20 protein-coding genes are annotated in these 20,827 nt (G+C 68.4%); 8 read left to right on the top strand and 12 right to left on the bottom strand.

The features are described 5' to 3' along the window. Positions 1-12: 12 nt before the first annotated feature. Genes ACQY4T_RS11210 through ACQY4T_RS11185 form a run of 6 tightly spaced genes read right to left on the bottom strand, consistent with a single transcriptional unit; the run spans position 13 to position 6,640 of the window. Positions 13-1,578, bottom strand: a complete 1,566-nt coding sequence (locus ACQY4T_RS11210) for an FGGY-family carbohydrate kinase (RefSeq protein ID WP_428541631.1) — start codon at positions 1,576-1,578, stop codon at positions 13-15. Further along, positions 1,575-2,303, bottom strand: coding sequence for an SDR family oxidoreductase (locus ACQY4T_RS11205; RefSeq protein ID WP_428541628.1), 729 nt, complete (start codon positions 2,301-2,303; stop codon positions 1,575-1,577). The genes ACQY4T_RS11210 and ACQY4T_RS11205 overlap by 4 nt, the downstream gene beginning before the upstream one ends. Positions 2,304-2,333: 30 nt before the next feature. Continuing rightward, positions 2,334-3,575 carry a sugar ABC transporter permease gene (locus tag ACQY4T_RS11200; RefSeq protein WP_428541625.1) on the bottom strand — a complete coding sequence of 414 codons (1,242 nt, stop codon included), beginning with the start codon at positions 3,573-3,575 and terminating at the stop codon, positions 2,334-2,336. Then, positions 3,572-4,555 carry an ATP-binding cassette domain-containing protein gene (locus ACQY4T_RS11195; RefSeq protein WP_428541622.1) on the bottom strand — a complete coding sequence of 328 codons (984 nt, stop codon included), beginning with the start codon at positions 4,553-4,555 and terminating at the stop codon, positions 3,572-3,574. The genes ACQY4T_RS11200 and ACQY4T_RS11195 overlap by 4 nt, the downstream gene beginning before the upstream one ends. Then, the gene (locus ACQY4T_RS11190; protein ID WP_428541619.1) at positions 4,552-5,721 is read right to left on the bottom strand and encodes an ABC transporter substrate-binding protein; all 1,170 of its coding nucleotides are present in this window, start codon (positions 5,719-5,721) and stop codon (positions 4,552-4,554) included. Before ACQY4T_RS11190 ends, ACQY4T_RS11195 begins: the two co-directional genes overlap by 4 nt. A 40-nt stretch (positions 5,722-5,761) precedes the next feature. After that, on the bottom strand, positions 5,762-6,640 hold the full coding sequence (locus ACQY4T_RS11185) for an AraC family transcriptional regulator (protein ID WP_428541615.1): 879 nt from the start codon (positions 6,638-6,640) through the stop codon (positions 5,762-5,764). Positions 6,641-7,064: 424 nt separating this feature from the next. Between ACQY4T_RS11185 and ACQY4T_RS11180 the strand changes: the two genes are divergently transcribed. Then, a complete protein-coding gene (locus ACQY4T_RS11180; RefSeq protein WP_428541612.1) occupies positions 7,065-7,820 on the top strand; it encodes a hypothetical protein in 756 nt (251 codons plus the stop codon). Here the strand turns inward: ACQY4T_RS11180 and ACQY4T_RS11175 are convergent. Together ACQY4T_RS11175 and ACQY4T_RS11170 are read right to left on the bottom strand one after the other, a co-directional pair. After that, positions 7,817-8,587: a (Fe-S)-binding protein gene (locus tag ACQY4T_RS11175; protein WP_428541609.1), complete on the bottom strand. Its 771-nt coding sequence runs from the start codon at positions 8,585-8,587 to the stop codon at positions 7,817-7,819. The genes ACQY4T_RS11180 and ACQY4T_RS11175 overlap by 4 nt on opposite strands. A gap of 96 nt (positions 8,588-8,683) precedes the next feature. Beyond that, complete coding sequence (locus tag ACQY4T_RS11170) at positions 8,684-9,352, bottom strand: Tim44/TimA family putative adaptor protein (RefSeq protein WP_428541606.1); 669 nt, start codon at positions 9,350-9,352, stop codon at positions 8,684-8,686. 271 nt (positions 9,353-9,623) lie between these two features. Between ACQY4T_RS11170 and ACQY4T_RS11165 the strand changes: the two genes are divergently transcribed. Both ACQY4T_RS11165 and secB read left to right on the top strand, forming a co-directional pair. After that, positions 9,624-10,178 carry a histidine phosphatase family protein gene (locus ACQY4T_RS11165; protein WP_428541603.1) on the top strand — a complete coding sequence of 185 codons (555 nt, stop codon included), beginning with the start codon at positions 9,624-9,626 and terminating at the stop codon, positions 10,176-10,178. Positions 10,179-10,424: 246 nt separating this feature from the next. After that, complete coding sequence (secB, locus tag ACQY4T_RS11160; protein ID WP_428541600.1) at positions 10,425-10,946, top strand: protein-export chaperone SecB; 522 nt, start codon at positions 10,425-10,427, stop codon at positions 10,944-10,946. A 207-nt stretch (positions 10,947-11,153) separates the two neighbouring features. Here the strand turns inward: secB and ACQY4T_RS11155 are convergent, their stop codons facing one another. Further along, entirely contained in the window at positions 11,154-12,662 is a 1,509-nt protein-coding gene (locus ACQY4T_RS11155) for a J domain-containing protein (RefSeq protein WP_428541597.1), read from the bottom strand. A 308-nt stretch (positions 12,663-12,970) separates the two neighbouring features. Here ACQY4T_RS11155 and ACQY4T_RS11150 point away from each other — a divergent pair, with 308 nt between their 5' ends. From ACQY4T_RS11150 to ACQY4T_RS11135, 4 genes are all read left to right on the top strand, one after another. After that, the gene (locus ACQY4T_RS11150; protein WP_428541594.1) at positions 12,971-14,380 is read left to right on the top strand and encodes an MFS transporter; all 1,410 of its coding nucleotides are present in this window, start codon (positions 12,971-12,973) and stop codon (positions 14,378-14,380) included. 142 nt (positions 14,381-14,522) lie between these two features. Beyond that, positions 14,523-15,113, top strand: a complete 591-nt coding sequence (locus ACQY4T_RS11145; RefSeq protein WP_428541591.1) for a DUF3035 domain-containing protein — start codon at positions 14,523-14,525, stop codon at positions 15,111-15,113. A gap of 12 nt (positions 15,114-15,125) precedes the next feature. Next, positions 15,126-16,271: a hypothetical protein gene (locus tag ACQY4T_RS11140; protein ID WP_428541588.1), complete on the top strand. Its 1,146-nt coding sequence runs from the start codon at positions 15,126-15,128 to the stop codon at positions 16,269-16,271. Beyond that, positions 16,210-16,578 carry a BrnA antitoxin family protein gene (locus ACQY4T_RS11135; RefSeq protein WP_428541585.1) on the top strand — a complete coding sequence of 123 codons (369 nt, stop codon included), beginning with the start codon at positions 16,210-16,212 and terminating at the stop codon, positions 16,576-16,578. Before ACQY4T_RS11140 ends, ACQY4T_RS11135 begins: the two co-directional genes overlap by 62 nt. Before the next feature lie 77 nt (positions 16,579-16,655). Here the strand turns inward: ACQY4T_RS11135 and ACQY4T_RS11130 are convergent, their stop codons facing one another. From ACQY4T_RS11130 to ACQY4T_RS11120, 3 genes are all read right to left on the bottom strand, one after another. Beyond that, entirely contained in the window at positions 16,656-17,249 is a 594-nt protein-coding gene (locus ACQY4T_RS11130) for a phosphatase PAP2 family protein (protein WP_428541582.1), read from the bottom strand. A gap of 606 nt (positions 17,250-17,855) precedes the next feature. Beyond that, positions 17,856-18,320 (bottom strand): VOC family protein, encoded by a 465-nt coding sequence (locus ACQY4T_RS11125; protein WP_428541579.1) that lies wholly within the window; start codon positions 18,318-18,320, stop codon positions 17,856-17,858. Between the two features lie 179 nt (positions 18,321-18,499). Then, positions 18,500-19,957 (bottom strand): glycosyltransferase family 2 protein, encoded by a 1,458-nt coding sequence (locus tag ACQY4T_RS11120; RefSeq protein WP_428541576.1) that lies wholly within the window; start codon positions 19,955-19,957, stop codon positions 18,500-18,502. A 141-nt stretch (positions 19,958-20,098) separates the two neighbouring features. Here ACQY4T_RS11120 and ACQY4T_RS11115 point away from each other — a divergent pair, with 141 nt between their 5' ends. Then, a complete protein-coding gene (locus ACQY4T_RS11115; protein WP_428541573.1) occupies positions 20,099-20,698 on the top strand; it encodes a cytochrome b in 600 nt (199 codons plus the stop codon). Positions 20,699-20,827 lie beyond the last annotated feature (129 nt).

Below are 20,827 nucleotides of genomic sequence, written 5' to 3'. Positions count from 1 at the left end.
ACCGGTCCGGGTTCAACGTAATTGCTGCCGCTCCCCCTGCCCCCGCATCGCCGAAAGCGCATGCATCGACCCACGAAGCTGCGGATACAGCCCCGCATAGACCCGATACCCAGCCTCCAGCCTCGCCGCGGCGCCCCGCTCCGGAACCGCCCGCTCCACCAGCGTGATCCAAGCGTCCCGGTCCTCGACCCCGATCAGCCCAACGCCAATCGCGCCAAGCCGAGCCGCGCCCAGCGCCGCCTCGACATCCTCGCGGATCGTCCACACCGCGAACCCGGTAACATCGGCAATCGTCTGCATCCAGACGTCCGACCGCGCCGCCCCGCCCACAACGATCAGCCGCTCGCTCAACCGCGCGCCGGAGATCGCCTCCATGTTGTGCCGCAGCGCGTAGGCCACGCCCTCCAGCACCGCGCGATAAAGATGCGCGCGCGTATGGAACAGGTTCAGCCCAATGAACGCCCCCGACGCATCGCCGTCCCAGATCGGCGACCGCTCGCCCATCAGGTAAGGCAGGAACACCAGCCCGTCCGACCCCGGCGCGATGGCCGCCGCAGCCTGCTCCAGCAGCACATGCGGATCCGTCCCCCGCTCGCGCCCCGCCGCCATCTCGGCTTGGCAGAACTGCTCGCGGAACCAGGAAACGCACGCCCCCGCCGTGCTGGCGCCCCCGAAGACGTAGAGGTCACGGCCGCCATTGACGACATACGGCATCGAAACCAGCCCGAGCGAGGCATCCGCCGCCGGCGCGATGGTGCCCCAGCACATGCTGGTGCCGATCATCGCCACTTGCTCGCCCGGCTCCGTCACCCCCGCGGCATAGGTCGCGATCGCCGCGTCAACCCCTCCGGCCACGACCGGGACACCGTTCGGCAACCCAAGCCGCGCGGCAACCGAAGACAGCAGGCCGCCGACAATATCGGTGGACTGCACCAGGCGCTCAGGCATCATGCGGCGCGGAATACCCAACCCATCCAGCATCTCGCCCGACCAACCACGGGCGGCAATGTCATAAACCCCACCGATATTCCCAGCCGAACAGTGATCCACCGCAAGCTGTCCGGTAAGCCGGTGGATGACCCAGGCGTTCGGCGGCAGCAGATAGGCGGTGCGCCCCCACACCTCGGGCCGCTCCTCGCGCAGCCAGAGCATCTTGGTAAAACCGTAATAACTGTTGACGCCGTTGCCGGTAACGGCACGCAGCCGTTCAACATCAACCGTCCGCTCGACCCAGGTCACCTGCGCCTCCGCCCGGCGGTCCATCCAGATCAGGCAGGGATGCAGCGGCTCGATAGCCGAATCCACCGGAATACCCGAACCGCCATAAAGGCTCGAAACGCAGATCGCCTTCACCTCCGCCGCCGCCATCTGCGCCACCTCCGCGACCGCCTGCTCGACCGCCGCCAGCCAAACGCCGGCATGCTGTTCCGCCCAGTTCGGCCGCGGCGTATCCGGCGCATAGGCCCGCGAAGCCTGACCCAGGATCGCGCCGTCGGCCGCCACCAGCACCGCCTTGGTGCTCTGCGTGCCGATATCGACCCCGATGACCGCGTCCACCATCGCCGCGCCCGTGCTCACATATCGAGCCGCTGCGGCACGATGACCAAATCCCGAATGGTCACGTTGCGCGGCCGCGTCAGCATGAACAGCACCCCCGCTGCCACCTCCCGCGGTTCCATCAGGCTGCCGGAGGCCAGCGCCTCGTCCATTTTCGCCTGCGGCCAGTCCCGCAGCAGCGGGGTCAACACCGGTCCCGGCGCAACCCCGCCCACCCGGATGCCATGCGGCGCAACCTGACGCCGCAACGTATGAATAAAGGCCTGAACCGCATGCTTCGACGCCGTATAGACCGGCTCGACCACCACCGGCACCAGCCCGGCGATCGAGCTGGTGAAGATAATGTCGCCGGTGCCGCGCTCGACCATATGCGGCAGCACCGCATGAATGCAGCGGAACGCGGCATTGACATTCAGATTGAGCATGCGATCCCAGGCGTCCGGGTCGCCCCCCAGCACATCGCCGCCGACATAGGACCCGGCATTGGCGTGGAAGATGTCGAGCTGCCCCGCCTGCCCCAGGATCGCCGGCATCATCCCCGCAACGCTCGCCGGGGACAGCAGGTCGATCTCCAGCGCAATGGCGCCCTCGCCCAGCCCGGCGCAAGCGGCGCGCAACGCGGCGGCGTCGCGGTCGATCAGCACCACCCGCGCGCCGGCGCCCAGCATGGCCCTGGCGCATTCAAGCCCGATGCCGGACGCCGCGCCGGTTATCGCGGCAACCTGGCCGGAAAGCTCCTCGGTCATGGCGTGGCTCCGTCAGGGATGGATGGGTGCTCAGCCACGGCCGTGCGACAGGCGCGACCGCCGGGCCAGCGAGTCGACGATGACCGCAACGGCAAGCACGCCGCCGGTGATCATGTAGCGCAGCGAAGAAGACAGATCGAGCAACGTCAGCCCGCTCGAGATCGACTGGATGACGATGATGCCCAGCAGCGCGGAATAGGCACTCCCCCTGCCGCCAAACAGACTGGTGCCGCCGATCACCGCGGCCGCGATGGCATTCAGGTTCACGTCCCCGGTGCCACCCTGCTGACTGGCCGAGGCAAGACGCGCCGCCGACAGCACGCCACCCAGCGCCGCCAACGCGGCACACAGGACGAACGCGCTGGTGTAAATGCCGCGCACGTCGATGCCGGCTCGGCGCGCCGCCTCCCGGTTGCCGCCAACCGCCGTCATCGCGCGGCCCCACCGGGTGCGCCGCAGCGCGTAGTCCATGCCGACGACCAGGGCCACGAAGATGCAGAACATCCAAGGCACGCCGCGGGCGGCATTGAGGTAGACGGCGACCGCCTCCAGCGCGGCCGTAAAGATGGCCGCACGCACCACGATCCCGGCCAGCGAGGGCGGTGTAAGCCCAGCCCGGCGCCGCCGCACAAGGGTGCGCCAGCCACTGGCGAACAGCGCCAGCCCCGCCACTGCCACCAGCCCGTAGGACAGCACGTGCGGCACTGTCAGAAGCTGGCCAAGATCGACCAGCCACGACCCATAGGGCAGGTTGATCGACCCGGTGTCGCCCAGGATGAAAAGCTGCAACCCCAGCACCGCAAGCAGCCCGGCCAGGGTCGAGACGAAGCTCGGCATGCCCAGCCGGTTGAACAGCGCCGCATAAACCACGCCGAACCCGCCGCCGACAGCCAGCGCCGCCAGAATGGCCAAGCCGACCGGCCAGCCCTGGTTGACCCACAGCGTCCCGACCAGCGCCGAGGCAAAGCCGCTGACCGAACCCACCGACAGGTCGATCTCCCCCACCATCAGGATGCAGACGATGCCGAGCGCGATGACGCCGGTGGTCGAGCAGTCGAACAGCAGGTTGACCAGGTTGTTGCTCGACAGAAAGACCGGGTTGAGAAACTCGAATACCGTCCAGATGATCGCCAGTCCGACAACGACGGGCAGCGAGCCGAGGTCGCCCGAACGGACCCGGTCGGCAAAGCCGCGCAGCGCGCCCACCAGGCCCGCGTCGTGGCGCACCCGGCTATCGGCGCGGTCGAGCGGGGCGGCGCCGTCGGCGCTCACGGCCTGGCCCCAGTCGCGCCGTGGTCGGCGCCGTGGTTAGCGCTGCGGTCGGCGCTACCCTCGGCACCGTGGCCGGCGCTGCCCTCGGCACCGTGGCCGGCGCTGCCCTCGGCACCGTGGTCGGCGCTGACCTCGGCACCGTGGTCGGCGCTGACCTCGGAACCGTGGCCGGCGCTGCGGTCGGCGCTTTGGTCGGCGCTGCGATCGGCACGGCGGTCGGCACGGCGGTCGGCGCGGCGCGACACCGCGTTGTCGGCCGCTCCGGTGATCGCGCTGACCAGCTCCTGGTTCGACGCGTCCGGGTAGAAGATACCGTTGTTGCGGCCCAGCCGCAGCACCGCGATGCGGTCCGCCACGGCGCGCACGTCCTCCATGTTGTGGCTGATCATGATCACGCCCAGGCCGCGGCCGCGCACCCGCTCGATCAGGTTCAGCACCTCGGCGGTCTGCGCCACCCCCAGCGCCGCGGTCGGCTCGTCCAGCATGATCAGCGTCGGATCGAGCAGCAGCGAGCGCGCGATCGCCACCGTCTGCCGCTGGCCGCCCGAAAGCGAGGCAATCGGCACCCGCACGCTGGGAATCCGCGCCGACAGCTCGTTCAGCAGCCGCCAGGCCCGGATCTCCATCGCCACCTCGTCCAGCCCATACGGGCCCAGCTCGCGGCCAAGGAAAATGTTGGCAACGACGTCGAGGTTCTCACACAGCGCCAGATCCTGGAACACCGTTGCGATGCCCAGCGACAGAGCATGACTTGGCCCGGTCAGCGAAACCGCCTGACCGCCGAACGTCATGCTGCCGCTGCTCTGCGGCAGCACCCCAGCCAGGATCTTCACCAGCGTGGACTTGCCGGCGCCGTTGTCGCCCACCAGCGCCACCACCTCACCGGCGTGCACGTCGAGGTCGATGTCGCTCAGCGCCGACACCGCGCCGAACGTCTTGCCGATGCCGCGCAGGCTAAGCACCGGCGCGCCGCCGCTCACGGCGAGATACCAAGCTGCTTGCACCCCGCCGCGTAGCGCCCGGCGCACAGCACGGCGGCGGTCTCGATCGGTTTGCCGTCGATCTTCCGCTCAATGATCTCCGGCTTGAGGTTCTCCCGCGTGACCAGCGTCGGCGTAAACAGCTTGGTGGGCGTGTTGAACAACGTGGTGTCGGCCTTGGGCGTCTCACCCTGCAGCAGCGCGGCCGCCACATCGGCCGCCGCCCCGGCGACGATCTCGCTGGGCTTGGAGATGGTGTTGTACTGGTCGCCCGCGATGATGAGCTGCAGCCCGGCAATCGTCGCGTCATTGCCGGTCACCGGCGGCACCGGATTGACCCCGGCGGCCTTGAAGGCAGCGACGCTGCCCCCGGCGGTGCCGTCATTGGCCGCCACCACGCCCACGATCTTGCCGTTGAAGCGGGAGATCTGGCCGGAAACCCACTGCTGCGCCTTGGCCGGCACCCAGTCCGGCGTATCGTACTCGGCCAACGTTTTGTAGCCGCCATCGGCCAGGCCTTCGTGGATGCCCTTCTTGATCAGTCCCGCGGCGGCATCGGTCGGCGAGCCATTGACCTCGAGCAGCCCCATGCCTTCGGTCCGCGCCCCGCCCGCCTTCAGATGATCGACCAGCGACTTGGCGATCGTGCGGCCGATCGCCTCGTTGTCGAACGACACGTAGAAGTCGGCTTTGGTGGCGGGAATCGGCCGGTCATAGGCGATCACCTTGATGCCTTGCGCCTGCGCCTGCTTCACCAGCGAAACGGCGGCGGTGGAGTCCACCGGGTCCAGCACGATCGCCTTCACGCCCTGGGTGACCGCGGAGTTGAACTGCTGCTGCTGGCGAGCCGCGTCGCCATCGGCATTCTGATACAGCACGGTGCAACTGGCGCACAGCTTCTTCATCTCGGCGACGAAGCCCGGGTGGTCATGCTGCTCGTAGCGGGTCGAGCTCTGGTCCGGCATCAGGAACGCGACGCTGGTATTGGCCAGCGGCGCGGCGGACGCGGTCCCGCCAAGCAGGCCGGCCGCCAGGGTGAGCAAAATGGGCGCGACCCGGATGGGTGCGGCCAACATGGGCGCGACCCGGATGGGCGCAGCCAAAACGGGCGACGCCAACTTGGGCGCGGCCAACATGGGCGTAGCCAAAACGGCCGTGGCCAACATGGTCGAACGTGTCATCGGCGTCGTCTCCGGTTGATTGCTCTCAAGCCGCCGCGGCCAGGCTCCGCCCGCCGCGACGCAGCGCGCGAAAGCGCGACGGCGCCATGCCCTTCAGCGCAAGGAACTGGCGGTTGAAGTTCGAAACGTTGTTGAACCCGACAGCGTAGCATATCTCGGTCACGCTCAACTTGGCCTGCGTCAGGTACTGGCAGGCAAGCTCGACCCGCAGCGCGTTGACGTAGCCAACGAAGGTCATGCCCGTGTGCCTGCGGAATGAGCGCGAGAATGTGCTCACGCTCTGGCGGCTGAGGCCGGCCAGGTCCTGCTCGCAGAGATCGCCGGTGAAGTTGCGGCCGATATGCTGCAGCACGACGTTCATCGTGCCGGACAGGTAGGCCGAGGCGTTCGGCTGAAAGCCGATACTGGCGAGCGGCGAACGCCGGCCCCGGGTCAGCAGGTCCAGCACCGCCATGAACAAGGCGATCCGATGCCCGCCCTCGGCGCCCAACAGGCTGCGCATGGCAGGCGCCACCTGTTCGGCGACAGCGGGTTCGAACCGCACGCCGCGGCGTGACTCGGCGAGCAACGTCGCGACCATCCGCAACTCGGGAAACGCCGCGATGCAGGTCTGTATGAATGCCTCGGTGAACTGCAGGACAAGGCAGCGCTCATCGACCGTCTCACCCTCGCGCACGCTGCTGATCCAGTTGTGCGGCAGGTTGGGTCCAGTAAGCACCAGGTCACCCGGTGTGAACGCACCGATATGGTCGCCGACATGACGGTGACCGTCGGTGGCGGTGACCAGATGCAGCTCGTATTCGGGATGGAAATGCCAGCGCACGGTGCGGTACGGATAGCCGTGCGACCAGACCTTGAACGATTGGTCGGCACGCACCTGCACCAACTCGAGATCCGGATCCAAACGCATCGCTCCTGCCCTGCCGGCCGGCCATTCTATGTGACCCGCCTGTCGCAACAGACTTAGAGGCAGCCAATCTGTTCGCGCAACGCGATTTGCACCGCAGCAATGATACTTTTTTGCCCGCGGCCGCTTCGCGGACGGCACTGCCGTCCGATCTGGTCGGGGTCCGGCACCCCTCGCTCGCTGCCGCTATGCCATAACCCGAGCGCCAGACCGGGAAGCCAGGCTGATAAAGTTGCCCGCTCAAACAAAGAGCCCCAGCCGACGACCGTTTACGGTCACCGCACTCTAGCCGGAACAGTTCTGCCATACCGCCGCTTGGCGACCAACTCTCGGCTCAGAAATAAGGAAATATCCTTGCAAATTGGGGAATATTCCCCTAACTTCCAAGAACAAACCCGCAACTACCACCAAGGCCAATCCCATGTCCCTCCCGGCCACCATCGCCCCCGCCGTCCTGGACACCATCCTGTGCCGCCTCGCCGCCCTGTTCGCCATCACCGCGAACCCCACCGCCGCTCACGACGCCGCCCGTCAGACGCTGGCTGCCTACGATGTCGCGGACGAGCAGGAACTCGGCCTCGCCGCCGACATCATCAGTTTCGCCCTGCACGCGCTCGCGGCGCTCGGCCAGGCCGCCGACCCCGAGCTGTCACTGGCGAAAATCCTCCGCCTTCGCGGCAGCGCCGTCAGCCTCAGCCGGGAAAGCCACAAGGCGCGCCGCAAACTCGACCAACTGCAACGCGCCCGCCGCGCCGCCGCCAACCGGGCGGCAACCGAATCCCACTCCGAACCGGTCGCCCCACGACGCGACACAGCAGCCGCCGAAACCCCCACCCAGCAGCCCGGGATCGCCACGGCCCCAGCAACCGAGACCGAACCACCGGCCGCGCTACCGCCCGAAGCCGCACCGGCCGCCGCCGCAACCAGCCCGAACACCACCGCAACGACGGGCAATCCCGCCGCCCGGCAAGACGGCATGACCTGGACCCAATCCTACCGGAAACGTCAGACCGACAAACGCCTGGCCAAAAAGGTCCTACGGGCTCAAGCCGCGGAGGCCCGCCTCGCCGCCCAGCAAACCGCCACCCAGCAGGACGCCGCCTGCAGCGCGCCACCTGGCAACGCCACCCAAAAAGACGCCACCCAGCACCACGCAACCCAGGCCGCCGGCGCCTAACCCCGGCCCTCGCCGATCGCCGGCAGATCGTCCGTCATCCCCGCCAGCACCTCGGCCACATGGCGCGCATGCACCCGATGCCCCTGCCGCCGCAGCCGCCCGGCGATGTTCAACAGACACCCCAGATCCCCCGACAGCACCGTCTCCGCCCCGGTCGCCACGATGTCCCGTGTCTTGTCCGATACCATGCGCACCGAGATATCGGGATATTTCACACAGAACGTGCCGCCGAACCCGCAGCAGACCTCCGCATCGGCCATTTCCACCAGCGTCGCGCCCGCCGCCTTCAGCAGATCGCGCGGCTGCTGCTTGATGCCCATCTCGCGCAGCCCCGAACACGCGTCGTGATAGGTCACCGGACCGCCCAACACCGCCGCCCCGGTGTGGCTCACATCCAGCACATCGGTCAGGAAGCTGATCAGTTCGAAGGTCCGCGCCGCCATCGCGTCGGCCTGCGCCCGCAGGTTCGGGTCGTCGTCGAACAAATGCGGCAGATGGTGCCGCAGCATCCCCGCGCACGACCCCGATGGCGCCACCACGTAGTCATAGCCGCGGAACGCCTCGACGATCCCCACCGCCAGGTCGCGCGCCGAACGTCGGTCGCCGGAGTTGTACGCCGGCTGCCCGCAACAGGTCTGCGCCCGGGGCAGCTCGACCTGGCATCCCGCCCGCTCCAGCAGCCGGATCGCCGCGAAGCCGACCGACGGTCGGTGCAGATCGACCAGGCAGGTCACGAACAGACCCACCCGAGGCATCGTCACACTCATCGGCGATCCCCGGTCCTGGCGCGGAGCCCGTTCATGACGGCTGCAGCCGCGCGCGAAACAATGTGCCGGCGCCCGTTCATGCCAACGGCAGACGCGCTAGCCGCTGCGCGCCGCGACCAGGCGCCAGGTCGGGTCCTGCTGCGACAGGTCGCGCTCGAAGGTCCACAAATCGGTGATCTCGGTCACCGCGTCGGTGCCGGATACCGGACGGCCGTCCTTGTCCTTGGCGTAGCTGATCTGATCGGACACGATCCGGGCGGTGATCGCGCCCACCCGCCCCTTCAGCTCGGCCTGTTCGATCGCCATCTTCTGCATCGACTTGATCTCGCTGACCTGGGTCTCGTCGGCCTTTTCGCGCGCACTGATCGCCTGCTCGAACGCCCGGTAGGTGTCGTCGGCCAGCAGCGCGCGCAGCCCGACACGGTCACCGGCGGCGAACGCCGCCACGATCAGCCTGAATGCCTGATCCGCCCCGGCCAGGAACCGAGCCGCATCGAACCCACCATCCAGCGCCCGCATTCGCTCGAGCGCCTGCCCGGTCGCCGAGGACGCCTCGGGCACCGTGGTGGCGGCCGCCGGCGCCGCCGGTTCGGCCTTGACGTCGATCACCGGACCCGGCGCCGGCCGCGGCCCATTCTGCACCGGAGGCGCCTGCCGCTCGAACCCGGTCCGCTTGCCCAGAATGCTGCGCAGGCGCAGCACCAGGAAGGCCGCGATCATCCCAAACAGCACCAGATCAATCGGAAATCCGCCGCTCGCACCCATGCCGATACCTCCTACCAGCACCACAGATAGGCGCGCGGCGCGGACATGCCAAACGAAACCCGGACCCAGCGGCCCGATTCCGCCGCCCGCTATACGATCGCAGGTCAGTGCCGGACGCGCCGCGTCCACGATTCGGCGCCTGAATTGAATACCCACAAATCGAATACCCATAACAGGAACCGACGGATCGCGCTTGGCCGATGCGCGATAGGCGCCAGGCTCGCCGCGCCGAACTTGCCGCGCCACCCTCAACCCCTGTATGGCCGCCGCCATGATCCTGCTGCGTCACGGCCAAAGCGAGTTCAACCTGCTGTTCAGCGCCACCCGCCGCGACCCCGGACTGATCGATCCCCAGCTCACCGAACTCGGTCACGGCCAGGCCCGCGACGCCGCCCGGAAGCTGCAAGACCAAGGCATCGAGCGCATCATCGTCTCGCCCTACACAAGAACCCTGCAGACCGCCCGCCCGGTCGCCGAGGCGCTCGGATTGCCGCTCATCATCGACCCGATGGTGCGCGAACGCTTCGCCTTCGCCTGCGACGTCGGCTCGTCGCGCAGCGATCTGGAACGCCAATGGCCGGCGCTCGATTTCGCCGCACTCGACCCGATCTGGTGGCCAGCCGAGGAAGAACCCGAGGCCGGCGTGATCGACCGCGCGGCCCGCTTCCGAACCAGCCTGGCGCGACGCCACGACTGGCGCAACACCCTGGTCATCAGCCACTGGGGCTTCATCCTCAGCCTGACCGGGCAGAGCGTTGCCAACGGCCAGTGGCTGCAATGCGACCCGACCGGTCCGGCCCCCGAAGGTCTCGTCTGGCGCGCCTGAAATCCGCCCGCTTGATCCCTGACCGCCCGATCCCTGACCGCCCGATCCCTAACCGTCCGATCCCTGGCCGTCCGATCCCTGGCCGCCCGATCCCTTGCCCACACCCTGGCCGCCCGATCCCCGCCCGCCGCGAATTCGACCCGCTACCGCAACGGTAAACCCGGTGGCAATCACCCCCCAGCCGTGCTACCCGGCGCGCCAACCCGAACACCGCCGGCGGCGCGGTCTTTCCAACGGAGCCCCCAAATGTCCGAGACAACCCCCTCTCCGCAGCCCACCGCACAGCCCGCCCAGCCGCTGGTGGTCAACATCCAGTACGTCAAGGACCTGTCGTTCGAGGTACCCAGCGCGCCGCAGATCTACAGCCAACTCAAGGCCCAGCCGCAGGTCAGCATCAACCTCGACGTGCAGGCCCGCCGCGTGCAGGAAGGCCAGAGCATCTTCGAAGTCGCCATCGTCATCCGCGCCGAGGCGCACGACACCTCGGCGCAGGCCAACGGCCAGTCGGCCACCCCACCCGCGACGGTGTTCGTCGCCGAACTGACCTATGCCGGCGTGTTCACCCTGAACGGCCTGCCCGACAACGCGGTCGAGCCGGTGCTGCTGGTCGAATGCCCGCGTATCCTGTTCCCGTTCGCGCGCAACATCCTGGCCGACGTGACCCGCGACGGCGGCTTCGCCCCGGTGCTGCTGCAGCCGATCGATTTCGTCGCCCTCTGGCAGTCGCGCCGCGCCCAGGCCGGCGCCGCCAATCCCGTCGTCGCCTGACCGCACGCAAGGCCGAACCCAGCGCCCCCCGATCGCGCCGCCACGCCGGCCACTCCGCCACGCCGATCGCTCGGCCACGCCAGCCGCTCCACCACGCCAGCCGCTCCACCACGCCAGCCGCTCCGCTACGCCGATCGCTCCGCCGAAGGACCGCGCCGGAGGCGCAAGATACGGCCTTCGTCGGCGGCTGCATCGGCCGCGCAGCGGTCAATTCCGCTCGAACGCCTGGTCCGGAATGTTGGCCGCGGCCTGGGCGCCGGCATCGGGCTCCACCACCAGCAGTGATCCGGCAGCCGAACCCAGCGCCACCTGCATCCGCCACGCCCGCATCCCGGCGGCGAACGAGTTGCACGCCCGGCTCCACAATTCACCGATGGCGAACTCCGGATGCAGGGTCCCGTTCGGCATGCCATCCAACACCGCGCGGCCCTGCGGCTCAAGGAACACCGAGACCACCACCGCGCCCGAGTCGTCACGCAGTTTCACCACGGCGGGCTGCAATGCCCGGTTCTCCAACTCCAGCCGGCCGCCGCCCGAACCGCGGCGTTCCAGCAGTTCGCCGTCGCGCGGGGCGGGCCCCGCGTTGTAGCCGCAATAGGCCCGGTGCGCCGCGGCCGGATCACCCGGCGTCAGCCGGCTGGCGCTGATCAGACCATTGCCGCGAGCGTTCAACAGCACCTCCACCATGCCGTTCTGGTTGAACAGCCGGAGCGCCTGCACCATGCTGAACGGCGGCAACCGGCCAAGCGGCAGCAACACGTTGCGTTTCCGGTCCAAGGTCCACAGCATCGCCGGGCCGGCACCTGGACCGACGTAGAAATTGGGCACACCGGCCAGTCGCACCGGCGCCGGGCCATACAGCACCGCCTCATGCGCGCTGGGAGAAAGCGGCGCGACGACCGCCGCGTTGGCGCTGATTTCGGCCTGCGCGGGCTTCGGCCGCGGCGTCATCAGGTGCACCGCCGCCTGATAGACGCTCAGGCAAAGGAACGCCGCCAGCCCGACCCAGACCAGCAGCGGGATCTCCGACGCCCTGGACTGTAGCCCTCCGCCAAGGCGTGCCCCCACCTGACGCGCCTCTGCCGGGCGAACCCCAGCCTGGCCCACCCCAGCCTGGCTCACCCCGGCCTGGCCCACCCCGGCCTGGCCCACCCCAGCCTGGCGGGGGGGCCGATCGCTCGCGGACCGGCCCAGCCAGCCCGCGCCCAACGTCGAGAACCCGCCCCACCAGGCCTGGGACTTGCCGGCGGACCCGCCGCGCGCGGCCGCATAACCGGTGGACCGCCCCTGCTCGGCTGCGGAACCGGTGGGGCGGCCCTGCTCAGCCGCGGCATCGGTGGACCGGCCCTGCTCGGTCGCGGACCCGGTAGACCGACCCTGCCACAGCCCGGGATCGACCGCCGAACGATATTGTCCGCCCAGCGGGTCGGCCAACGGATCGGCGGTCCGCCGCACGATGATCGGCTCGGTCGCGGCCAACGCCGCGTCATGGGCCTTGCGATCATAGGCGGCGCGCTGCTCCCGCTTGGACAGCACGTCGTAGGCCTGCCTGAGAGCAACGAACGCCGCGGCATCCCCGGTCCGGGGCACATCGGGGTGCAGCCGCCTCGCCTTGCGGCGGAACGCCGCGACGATCTCGGCCCGCGATGCCTCCGGCGCCACGCCGAGACAGCGGTAGTAGCCGTCGGGATCCGATCGGGTTTGGGGTGGCAGCATGCAACCCAGATGCTAGACGATTTTCAACCGGACCGTGCATGCCCAAAATCGTCTTCCGTCCGATCATGCGATACCATCCCCTGCCGCCCCGCTTTGCCCCGAGCGTTGCATTCGGCGATCGGCGCCGCGCTCGGCTCCAGGCGTGCCGCCGGAGTCTCGGGACGTTCCGCTTGAGCGTGGGGCTTGAGCGTGGGGCGTTTCACTCGCGGCGATCATCGGCTAGGTCAGACGGACGCGCACCGGCGGAACCGGGCGCGGGGTGTCCATGGCGGAACAAGCCGGCACCGTCACGCAGTTAGGGAGTGGGCGTGTCCGACCGGAGAACAGGCGCGCTGCGCTGGGCGGCACTGGTCGTGCTGCTGGTGGGCGGTTTCATGCCGCCGCTGGACTTTTTCATCGTCAACGTGGCGCTGTCCTCGATCCATGACAGCCTGGGTGCGACGCCGGCCGAACTGCAACTGGTGATCTCGGGCTATGCCTGCGGCTATGGCGTGTTCCTGATCACCGGCGGCCGGCTGGGCGATCTCTACGGCCGCAAACGCTGCTTTCTGATCGGCCTGGCGGGGTTCACCCTGGCCAGCCTGGTGTGCGGCATCGCCGCCTCCGCCGCCGAACTGGTGATCGCCCGCATCGCCCAAGGGTCGGCCGCGGCGGTGCTGCTGCCGCAGGTGCTGGGCTCGATCCGAGCACTGTTTCCCAACGAACGGGAACTGGCCAGGGCGATGAGCGCCTATGGCATCATGATGGGGATAGCCGCCGCGATCGGCCAATTCAGCAGCGGCGCGCTGTTGCAATGGGATCCGGCCGGGCTGGGCTGGCGAGTGATCTTCCTGGTCAGCCTGCCGATCTGCGCCCTGGCTCTGCTGCTGGGCTGGAAGCTCGTGCCGGAGACCAGTGGCGGCAGTAACGTCCGGCTCGACCTTGGCGGCGCGGCGCTGATCTCGCTCAGCCTGGCCGCGATCGTGGTGCCGCTGTCGGTCGGCCGCGAGCAGGGCTGGCCCGGCTGGGTGTTCGCCATGCTGGCCGCCGAACCGCTGCTGGTCGCGGGCTTCATCGGCTATGAGCAGCGCTTGCGCCGGCTTGGCGGCATGCCGCTGGTGGACATGGCGCTGCTGCGCATTCCCAGCTTCCGCCGCGGCGTGCTGGTCGCCGCACTGTTCTTCTTCACCACCAGTTTCTACCTGCTGTTCGGGCTATACCAGCAAGAGGGCCGCGGATTGCCGCCGCTGCAGGTCGGGCTGGCCATCGTGCCCTATGGTGTCGGCTTGTTCATCGGGCCGCTGATCAGCGCGCCGCTGGTCCGGCTGCGGCCGCGGCTGCTCTCGATCGGCATGGCGATCCAGGTCAGCTTCTACGCCGTGGTCGGCGTCCTGGTGGCGGCGGGCATCGACGGCGCGGCGCTGACAGCGGCGGTGTTCCTGGCCGGCCTCGGCCAGGGCGTGGCGTTTCCCCGGCTGTTCGCCACCGTGCTGGGTGACGTGCCGGCGGCGCAGGGCGGCGTGGCGGCGGGGATCACCAACTCGGCAATGCAGATCGGCGCGGCGATCAGCGTGGCCGCGATCGGCAGCCTGTTCTTCACGGTGCTCGGCGGCGCGACCGGAGAGCGCGCCTATGCGCACGCCTTCTCGATCGCGCAATGGGCCGCGACAGCGGGGCTGTTTCTTGCTATGCTGATTTCGCTGCCGCCTCGGCGGCCCTCGCCCACCCTCCGGACTTAACGATCAGCCGCACCATTGCGGCGCAAACATGTCTCGGCCGCATCCTTGCGGCGCAGGCACGTCTCAGCCGCATCCTTGCGGCGCCGGCACGTTCCAGCCGCACCCTTGCGGCGCAGGCACGTCAATGAGTATGAAGCGACGCATGCGAACCATCCCCTCCCGCCCGAGTCGCGGTCCCAGGCTGCTGCTGGGTGGCGGCTTGACGCTGGCCCTGCTGGGCTTGGGCGGCTGCTCGGGCGACAAGCTGGCGCGCACGTTCGGGCTTACCCGGGACGCGCCGGACGAGTACACCGTGACCACAAGGGCGCCGCTGTCGATGCCGCCGGACTACAACCTACGCCCGCCACGGCCCGGCGCGGCGCGGCCGCAGGAACAGACCGAGCGTCAGCAGGCGCAGGAAGCGCTGGTGCCGCAGACCGCGCTGGATGCGCCGCAAACCGGCACCTCGGCCGGCGAGGCGGCGCTGGTGCAAGAAGCCGGACCGGCCGCGCCCAGCGACATCCGCAGCCGGATCGACCAGGATGCGCGTTACGCCGCCAACGACGAAAGCTTCATCGACAAGGTGCTGTACTGGCGCAAGCCCGACACCCAGCATGTCCAGGTCGATGCGCAGAAGGAATCGCAGCGGCTGCGGCAGAACGCCGCCCTGGGCGAGGCCACCAGTGTCGGCCAGACGCCGATTATCGAAGCACCCAAGCGGGGCTGGTTCAACGATCTGTTTTCCTGGCTGTAGGCCGCCCGTCGGGTGAGCCCGGAGGTCCACTTCGTACAGGCCGGGGACGCCCCGGTGCTGCTTGGCGCCGGCGACGCCTCGCTGCCCTGCGGCTGCGGCAATGTGCTGATCGACGGTTTCGACCCGGCGCAGTTCCTGGGGGTTGGTATCCGGTGCGGTCGTTGCGGTAGAGTTACGACATCCCCACCTTTGGCGGCGGGCAGGATGTTGCCTTCCTTTGTCAGCACCGCGGAGCCGTCGGCCGAACCTCGGGCGCGGGCGATGCAGGTGCCGCCTCGGGTCGCGCTGGTGGGACGCGCCGAGATGGAGCGCCTGGCGCCGCTGTTCCGGCCGGCGACGCCCGATCCAACGTATCGGTTTTCCCAAGGCCTGCTGGACCAGGCCGAGGCGGCATTCGAGCGTCATGTCGGGGGCGCCTTGCCTGCCGTGGCGGCGGACCCGGCCGATCCGTTCACCGGGCTGCGCGATCATGCGCTGGCGTGGTCGGTGCGGCACCTGCGGGCCAGGATGGGCGAGGCGTCGTGGGCCGCGATGGGCGATGCGCCGACCGCCAATGCGGTGGATCACGTCGCCGGGTTCCTGCATTTCGTCGCCACCTGGTCGCGCCATCCGCTGTTTCCGGCGATGGCAACCACGGTCGGCGACCGCGGCTGTAGTCTGCATGGGCTGGCACCGTTCGCGGCGGCGCACGCGCTGGCGCTGCTGGGCAACCGGGTCGGCTTCGAGCAGCCGGCGGGAGATCCGGCGCGGGTCGATGGTTTCAACCTCGCGGTCGGCGCCGCCGATACGGTTGGCGTTCATCTGGAGGTGTTCGACCGGTTCGAATACCCGTTCGGCCAGGCCAGGGATCCGCCGGTGTTGCGCGCGGCGGTGCTGGAGGTGATGGCGGCGGCGCAGGGACGGATCAACCTGCGCAGCCGGGGCGTGCTGCTGCTGTCTCCGGGCAGCGCCTTGGCGGCCTATGACGAGGCGCTGATCGAGGCGGTGCAGGCGGGAATGCAGACGCTGGGGCGGAAGAACCGCGGGCTGATGGCGGTGGCGCCGATCGTGCTGCGGCTGCAGGCGGTGGCGGACCCGCACGCGGTGCGGTTCGGCTATGGGCTGTTCCCGGTGGTCAACCGTCACTACAGCGGTGATGCGGTGCTGCAGGGCGGGTAGCCAGCGAAGTCGAACTGGCAGCGCGCTGCTTCGCCGATATCCTGCCATTTGGGTTGCCGCGCTGACGGCCGCGGAGGTCGAAGCCGCCGCGCAGGCGGGCTCGGAAGCGACTGCGCCCGACGAGGAATTTTGGCGTTCGGCGCGCGTCGTCTTACCGCAACCGCGGCCGGCGAAACGTCATCAAGGCATTCGGCTCGATGCCGAGGTTATCGACTGGTTCAAAGGCCAAGGCGCCGGCTGGCAGACCCGGATGAACGCCGTGCTGAAATCCTATGTCGAGACCCACCGGCGGCAGGGTCCGCGGTGACACGCGAGACGCCATCGTTGCAACAGGGGGGAGCCGCTTCGACCCGAGCGCGGGGGTCGAGCTTCCGGGACGCTGATTCACTCGGCCGAATGGTGTTGGAACGGCGGTGTGGCGCGGCAGGCGGGGACGTATTTCGCGACGCTGTAGGCGGTGTGGCGGATCGCGGCCTCGGCCGGCAGGTGCAGGCCGTGGAACAGCACCGCGACGACCACGATCACCGCGATCAGCGGTGCGATGTTCAGTCGCGGCGGGGTTCCCGAGAAGCGCAGCAAGGCGACGGCGCCGGTCAGTCCGACGATGGCGCCGAGCAGGACCTCGGGCAGTGAGTGCGCTCCGAGCACCAGGCGGGAGATGCCGACTACGACCGCGGCGAGCAGGGCCACCGGCAGGATGATGTCGCGGCGGCGTCCGAGGATGGCGGCCAGGCCCCCGGCGACCATGGTGGCGGCGGCGACGTGTCCGCTGGGGCTGCGCACGTCGAAGCTGCCGAACACCGGGGTGCACGACAGAAACATCAATTTCAACGCCAGCATGACGCTGAAGGTCGCGGTCACCACCAGCAGCCAAGCGGAGGCGCCGCGGCGCCAGCCTTGAAAGGCGAGGCCGGCCGCGGTGGCGAGCACCAGCGGGATGATGACGGCTTGGTCAGCGAAGTCGGTCAGGTATCTCACGCGGGTCCATATACCGGAGCGGATGTTAACAAACTGTTCAGATTGCGTTTCGGCTGAGAGAAAATCGCCGTTTGGGCTGTTCGCCGGCGCCCCGGATGGGTGGTGATAGACGTATCCGTGGCCGGCTTGAAATCACGGCTTGCGTAGCACCGCTGGTCGCCCCGCTGGGCCGAACCTTGGGGGCTGCGGGTGGGGGGCTTTGGCGGGTGTGTGCCGGTCGCTGACTGAATTAAGTCTGGGTCATTGTCAGGCGGCCTCGCGGGGATGCCGGGCGCGGCCTGGGTCGGGACGGTCCGGCCGCCATCGGCCGATGGCGGGAGCGGTCACGGTCGGACGCGGTCACCGGCCGCAGCCGCAAGCGGCGAGCAGCCATGGTTGCGGGCGGCGAGTAGCCGCGAGTGGCGATCAGCCTTGGTTGCAAGAGGCGGGAAGTCCGGTGCGGTGAGTGGGCGCGACCGGCGGGCAGCCTTGGTTGTAATTAAGAGGCGAGAAGTCGTGAGCGGTGAGTGGCCTCCGAACGGCGCGAGCAGCGAGGCTGCATCGCGGCTCGCCGACACCGCCGGAGCCGTGGCTCGTCTGACTTTCGCCGATGGGGTGGCTTCGCGGTCAGGTCGAGGACGACATGGCGTTCATGCGGCGCTCGATCTCCTGCAGCGTCACGTCCTCGATATGGGTGGCGAGGTGCCAGGTGTGGCCGAACGGATCGGTCAACGTGCCCAGGCGGTCGCCGTAGAACTTGTCCTCGGGCTGGGCTTTCAGCGTGGCGCCGGCGGCGACCGCCCGGGCCATCATGGCGTCCACGTCGGCGACATAGAGATGCAGGCTGACCGGTGAGCCGCCGAACGCCCCGGGCGCCTTGGCGTCATGGACCGGGGCTTCGTCGGCCAGCATGAAGCGGCTGTCGCCGATATCGATCTCGGCGTGGCCGATGCGGCCGCCGGGTGCCGGCAGGCGCATATGCTCCTTGGCGCCGAAGGCTTCGCCGTACCAGGACAGCGCGCGGGCGGCGTCGTTGACGATGAGATAGGGAGTGAGGGTGTGGTAGCCGGGCGGGACGGGCGAGACGGTCATCGATGGGTCCTCCTGTGTTGAAACCACGCCGGTGTTGAAACCATGCCGGTGTTGAGCCCGCGCCGGTGTTGAAACCACGCCTGTCTTGAATCACGATGGCGATAGTAACTTAGGCGATAGTAACTTAGTGGGCGCCGAATGTAAAGAACATATTAGCAACCTCGGGGTGGGGCGTGGGATCATCGATCTGGATTGGCACTCGATTCGTTGCGCTTTCGTGGGTGCCAGCGGTGCTGTCCGGTCAGAAACGTGACCCAGCCAAGTGCGGCGCCAGTGTGGCGCAGCAGTTGGAAACTGAACGGCTCGATCAACGCCGCCAACACCGCCCAGCCGACGTTGATCGGCGCGCGCGGGCCGACCCAACGGCGATACAGCAGGATCGACCAGAGGTAGAACGCCAGATCGAGCGCGATCTTGCCGCCGATGATGCCGGCGACCGGATTGACCACCGTGGAGCGCCCGGTCAACACGTAACCGATCAGCAGGATGATGCTGGTCAGGCCATACAGCGGCTGCAGGGTATCGAAGGCCTTGACCGGCAGCATGCGGGTGCCGAGGCGGCCGTAGTTGGGGGCGCCGATCATGTGACGATACCATAGCTGGGTCTGCAGGAAGCCGCCGAACCAGCGTCTCCGTTGGTGCAGGAAGGCGCCGATCGTGCTGGGCGCGTCGGTGCGCGCTCGGGCCGCGCCGATCACGTCGGTGCGCCAGTGCAGGCGGTGCGCGGCGGCGTGGTTTAGCAGGCGGTGGGAGAGTTCGTAGTCCTCGACCAGGCAGTCGGTGTCGAAGCCGCCGACCGCGAGCACCGGGTGGCGGCGGTAGGCGGCGAACGCGCCGGAGATCAGCAGCAGGCCGTCCTGGCGGGCCCAGGCGTAGCGCGAGAGAAAGTTGCGCATGTATTCGTAGGTCTGGAACCATTGCAGCAGACGGCCGCCGGGGGTCGCCTGGCAGACCGGGAACAGCACGCCGGTTGCCGACACCAGGGAGGGATCGGCGGTGAAGGCGTGGCGCATCGCGGCGACCGCGTTTGGGTCCAGGATTGTGTCGGCGTCCACGGTGATTACCAGCTCGGTTTCGATGAATTCGAGGGCCGCGTTGAGCGCCCGTGCCTTGCCTTGGCGCGGCAGGCACAGCCATTGCAGGTTGGGATTGTTCGGACTGATCGGGCTGAGGTCGCCAAGGCCGGGCGGGCGGAGGCCATGGTGGCGGACGAGCAGGTCTGTCGTGGCATCGTCCGATCCGTCGTCGGCGATGATGATCTGTTCAGGCGGTGCGGTCTGGGCAAACAGGGCGGCGAGGGTTTGCGGTAGCGCGGCAGCCTCGTTGTGGGCGGCGATGATGACGCCCAGGGTGCGGGGGTGATTTTGCGCGTTTGGTGCGGAGGGTGCTGGGCGGCGGATGAGCGGCAGGGTCTGGACGAAGACGAACAGCAGCAGGGCAGTGTCGTAGGCGACGTAGGCGACGCCGATCGACCAGGCGAAGACGGTGTCCGCTCCGAACGCGCGCAGGAACAGCAGGACCCATAGCAGCGTCACTCCGGCGTGGATCAGTACGGCGCGCGGCGGTGTGGCTGGCGGCGCATGGCGCGGCGAGGTGGCGTGACGCGTCCGTTCCAGGCCAAGCGTGAAGGGCGACATGGGGCGGGGTTGGATCCTGGGTTGTCGGCGGCTGGATTTCGCTGGCCTGACGGTCCCATATGGCCGCCGCGGGGTGCGGCGAATTTTTTGGGGACAGGACACCAGCTTGAAACTGTCGCCGGGCAGCGAATATTCCAGGCTGTGTCACAAATAGTCACCCAATCGTCCGGTGGGGCCTCGCCTCGGGCCGCTCGCTATACGCGGGTGGCGATCGTGCTGCATTGGGTGATCGCGGCGCTGATCGTGGTCAATGTGGTGTTGGGACTGAGTGCGGATTCGCTGCCCGATGCTTGGGGCCGGCCGGCGATCGACCTGCACAAGTCGATTGGGTTGACGGTGCTGGGGCTGGTGTTGCTGCGGATCTTGTGGCGGGTGTCGCATCCGCCTCCGCCGTTGCCCAGCGGATATAGCCGGCTGGAGCGGGTGGGGGCGCATCTGGCGCATGGCGGGTTGTATGTGCTGATTCTGTTGCTGCCGATTTCAGGCTGGTTGCATGATTCGGCGTTCAAGGGCGCGCAGGCTCATCCGTTGCGGATTTTCTGGGTGATTCCATGGTTTCGGATCGCGGCGATTCGGGATCTTCCGGCGGGGCCGAAAGAGGTGCTGCATGGGCAGTTGTTCGCGCTGCACGTGTGGTTGGGTTATGCGTTGTATGTGCTGGTTGCGCTGCATATTCTGGGAGCGTTGAAGCATCAGTTTGTTGATCGGGAGAAGGAACTGCAGCGGATGGGGCTGGGCTGAGGGCGGCGCGATCGGACGGACATGAGCCGCAGACCAGGGGATTATGATTCCCATACCCAGTGTCCATCAAGTAGCTGAAATACCTGAAAGTCTTGTCTCCAATACGAGGTGCTCTGTGATTGTAGGCAC

It is taken from the genome of Rhodopila sp., assembly GCF_965277825.1.
Classification (GTDB): domain Bacteria; phylum Pseudomonadota; class Alphaproteobacteria; order Acetobacterales; family Acetobacteraceae; genus Rhodopila.
The sequence above is the reverse complement of the archived record's forward strand: the minus strand, read 5'-3'. Positions and strand labels throughout refer to the sequence as shown.

Excerpts from the sequence above, each read along its gene's own strand:
- ACQY4T_RS11205 (WP_428541628.1), bottom strand. The coding sequence starts at position 2,303 with ATGACCGAGGAGCTTTCCGGCCAGGTTGCCGCGATAACCGGCGCGGCG.
- ACQY4T_RS11190 (WP_428541619.1), bottom strand. The coding sequence starts at position 5,721 with ATGTTGGCCACGGCCGTTTTGGCTACGCCCATGTTGGCCGCGCCCAAG.
- ACQY4T_RS11180 (WP_428541612.1), top strand. The coding sequence starts at position 7,065 with ATGTCCCTCCCGGCCACCATCGCCCCCGCCGTCCTGGACACCATCCTG.
- ACQY4T_RS11175 (WP_428541609.1), bottom strand. The coding sequence starts at position 8,587 with ATGAGTGTGACGATGCCTCGGGTGGGTCTGTTCGTGACCTGCCTGGTC.
- ACQY4T_RS11170 (WP_428541606.1), bottom strand. The coding sequence starts at position 9,352 with ATGGGTGCGAGCGGCGGATTTCCGATTGATCTGGTGCTGTTTGGGATG.
- ACQY4T_RS11165 (WP_428541603.1), top strand. The coding sequence starts at position 9,624 with ATGATCCTGCTGCGTCACGGCCAAAGCGAGTTCAACCTGCTGTTCAGC.
- secB (WP_428541600.1), top strand. The coding sequence starts at position 10,425 with ATGTCCGAGACAACCCCCTCTCCGCAGCCCACCGCACAGCCCGCCCAG.
- ACQY4T_RS11155 (WP_428541597.1), bottom strand. The coding sequence starts at position 12,662 with ATGCTGCCACCCCAAACCCGATCGGATCCCGACGGCTACTACCGCTGT.
- ACQY4T_RS11145 (WP_428541591.1), top strand. The coding sequence starts at position 14,523 with ATGCGAACCATCCCCTCCCGCCCGAGTCGCGGTCCCAGGCTGCTGCTG.
- ACQY4T_RS11135 (WP_428541585.1), top strand. The coding sequence starts at position 16,210 with ATGGGCTGTTCCCGGTGGTCAACCGTCACTACAGCGGTGATGCGGTGC.
- ACQY4T_RS11125 (WP_428541579.1), bottom strand. The coding sequence starts at position 18,320 with ATGACCGTCTCGCCCGTCCCGCCCGGCTACCACACCCTCACTCCCTAT.
- ACQY4T_RS11120 (WP_428541576.1), bottom strand. The coding sequence starts at position 19,957 with ATGTCGCCCTTCACGCTTGGCCTGGAACGGACGCGTCACGCCACCTCG.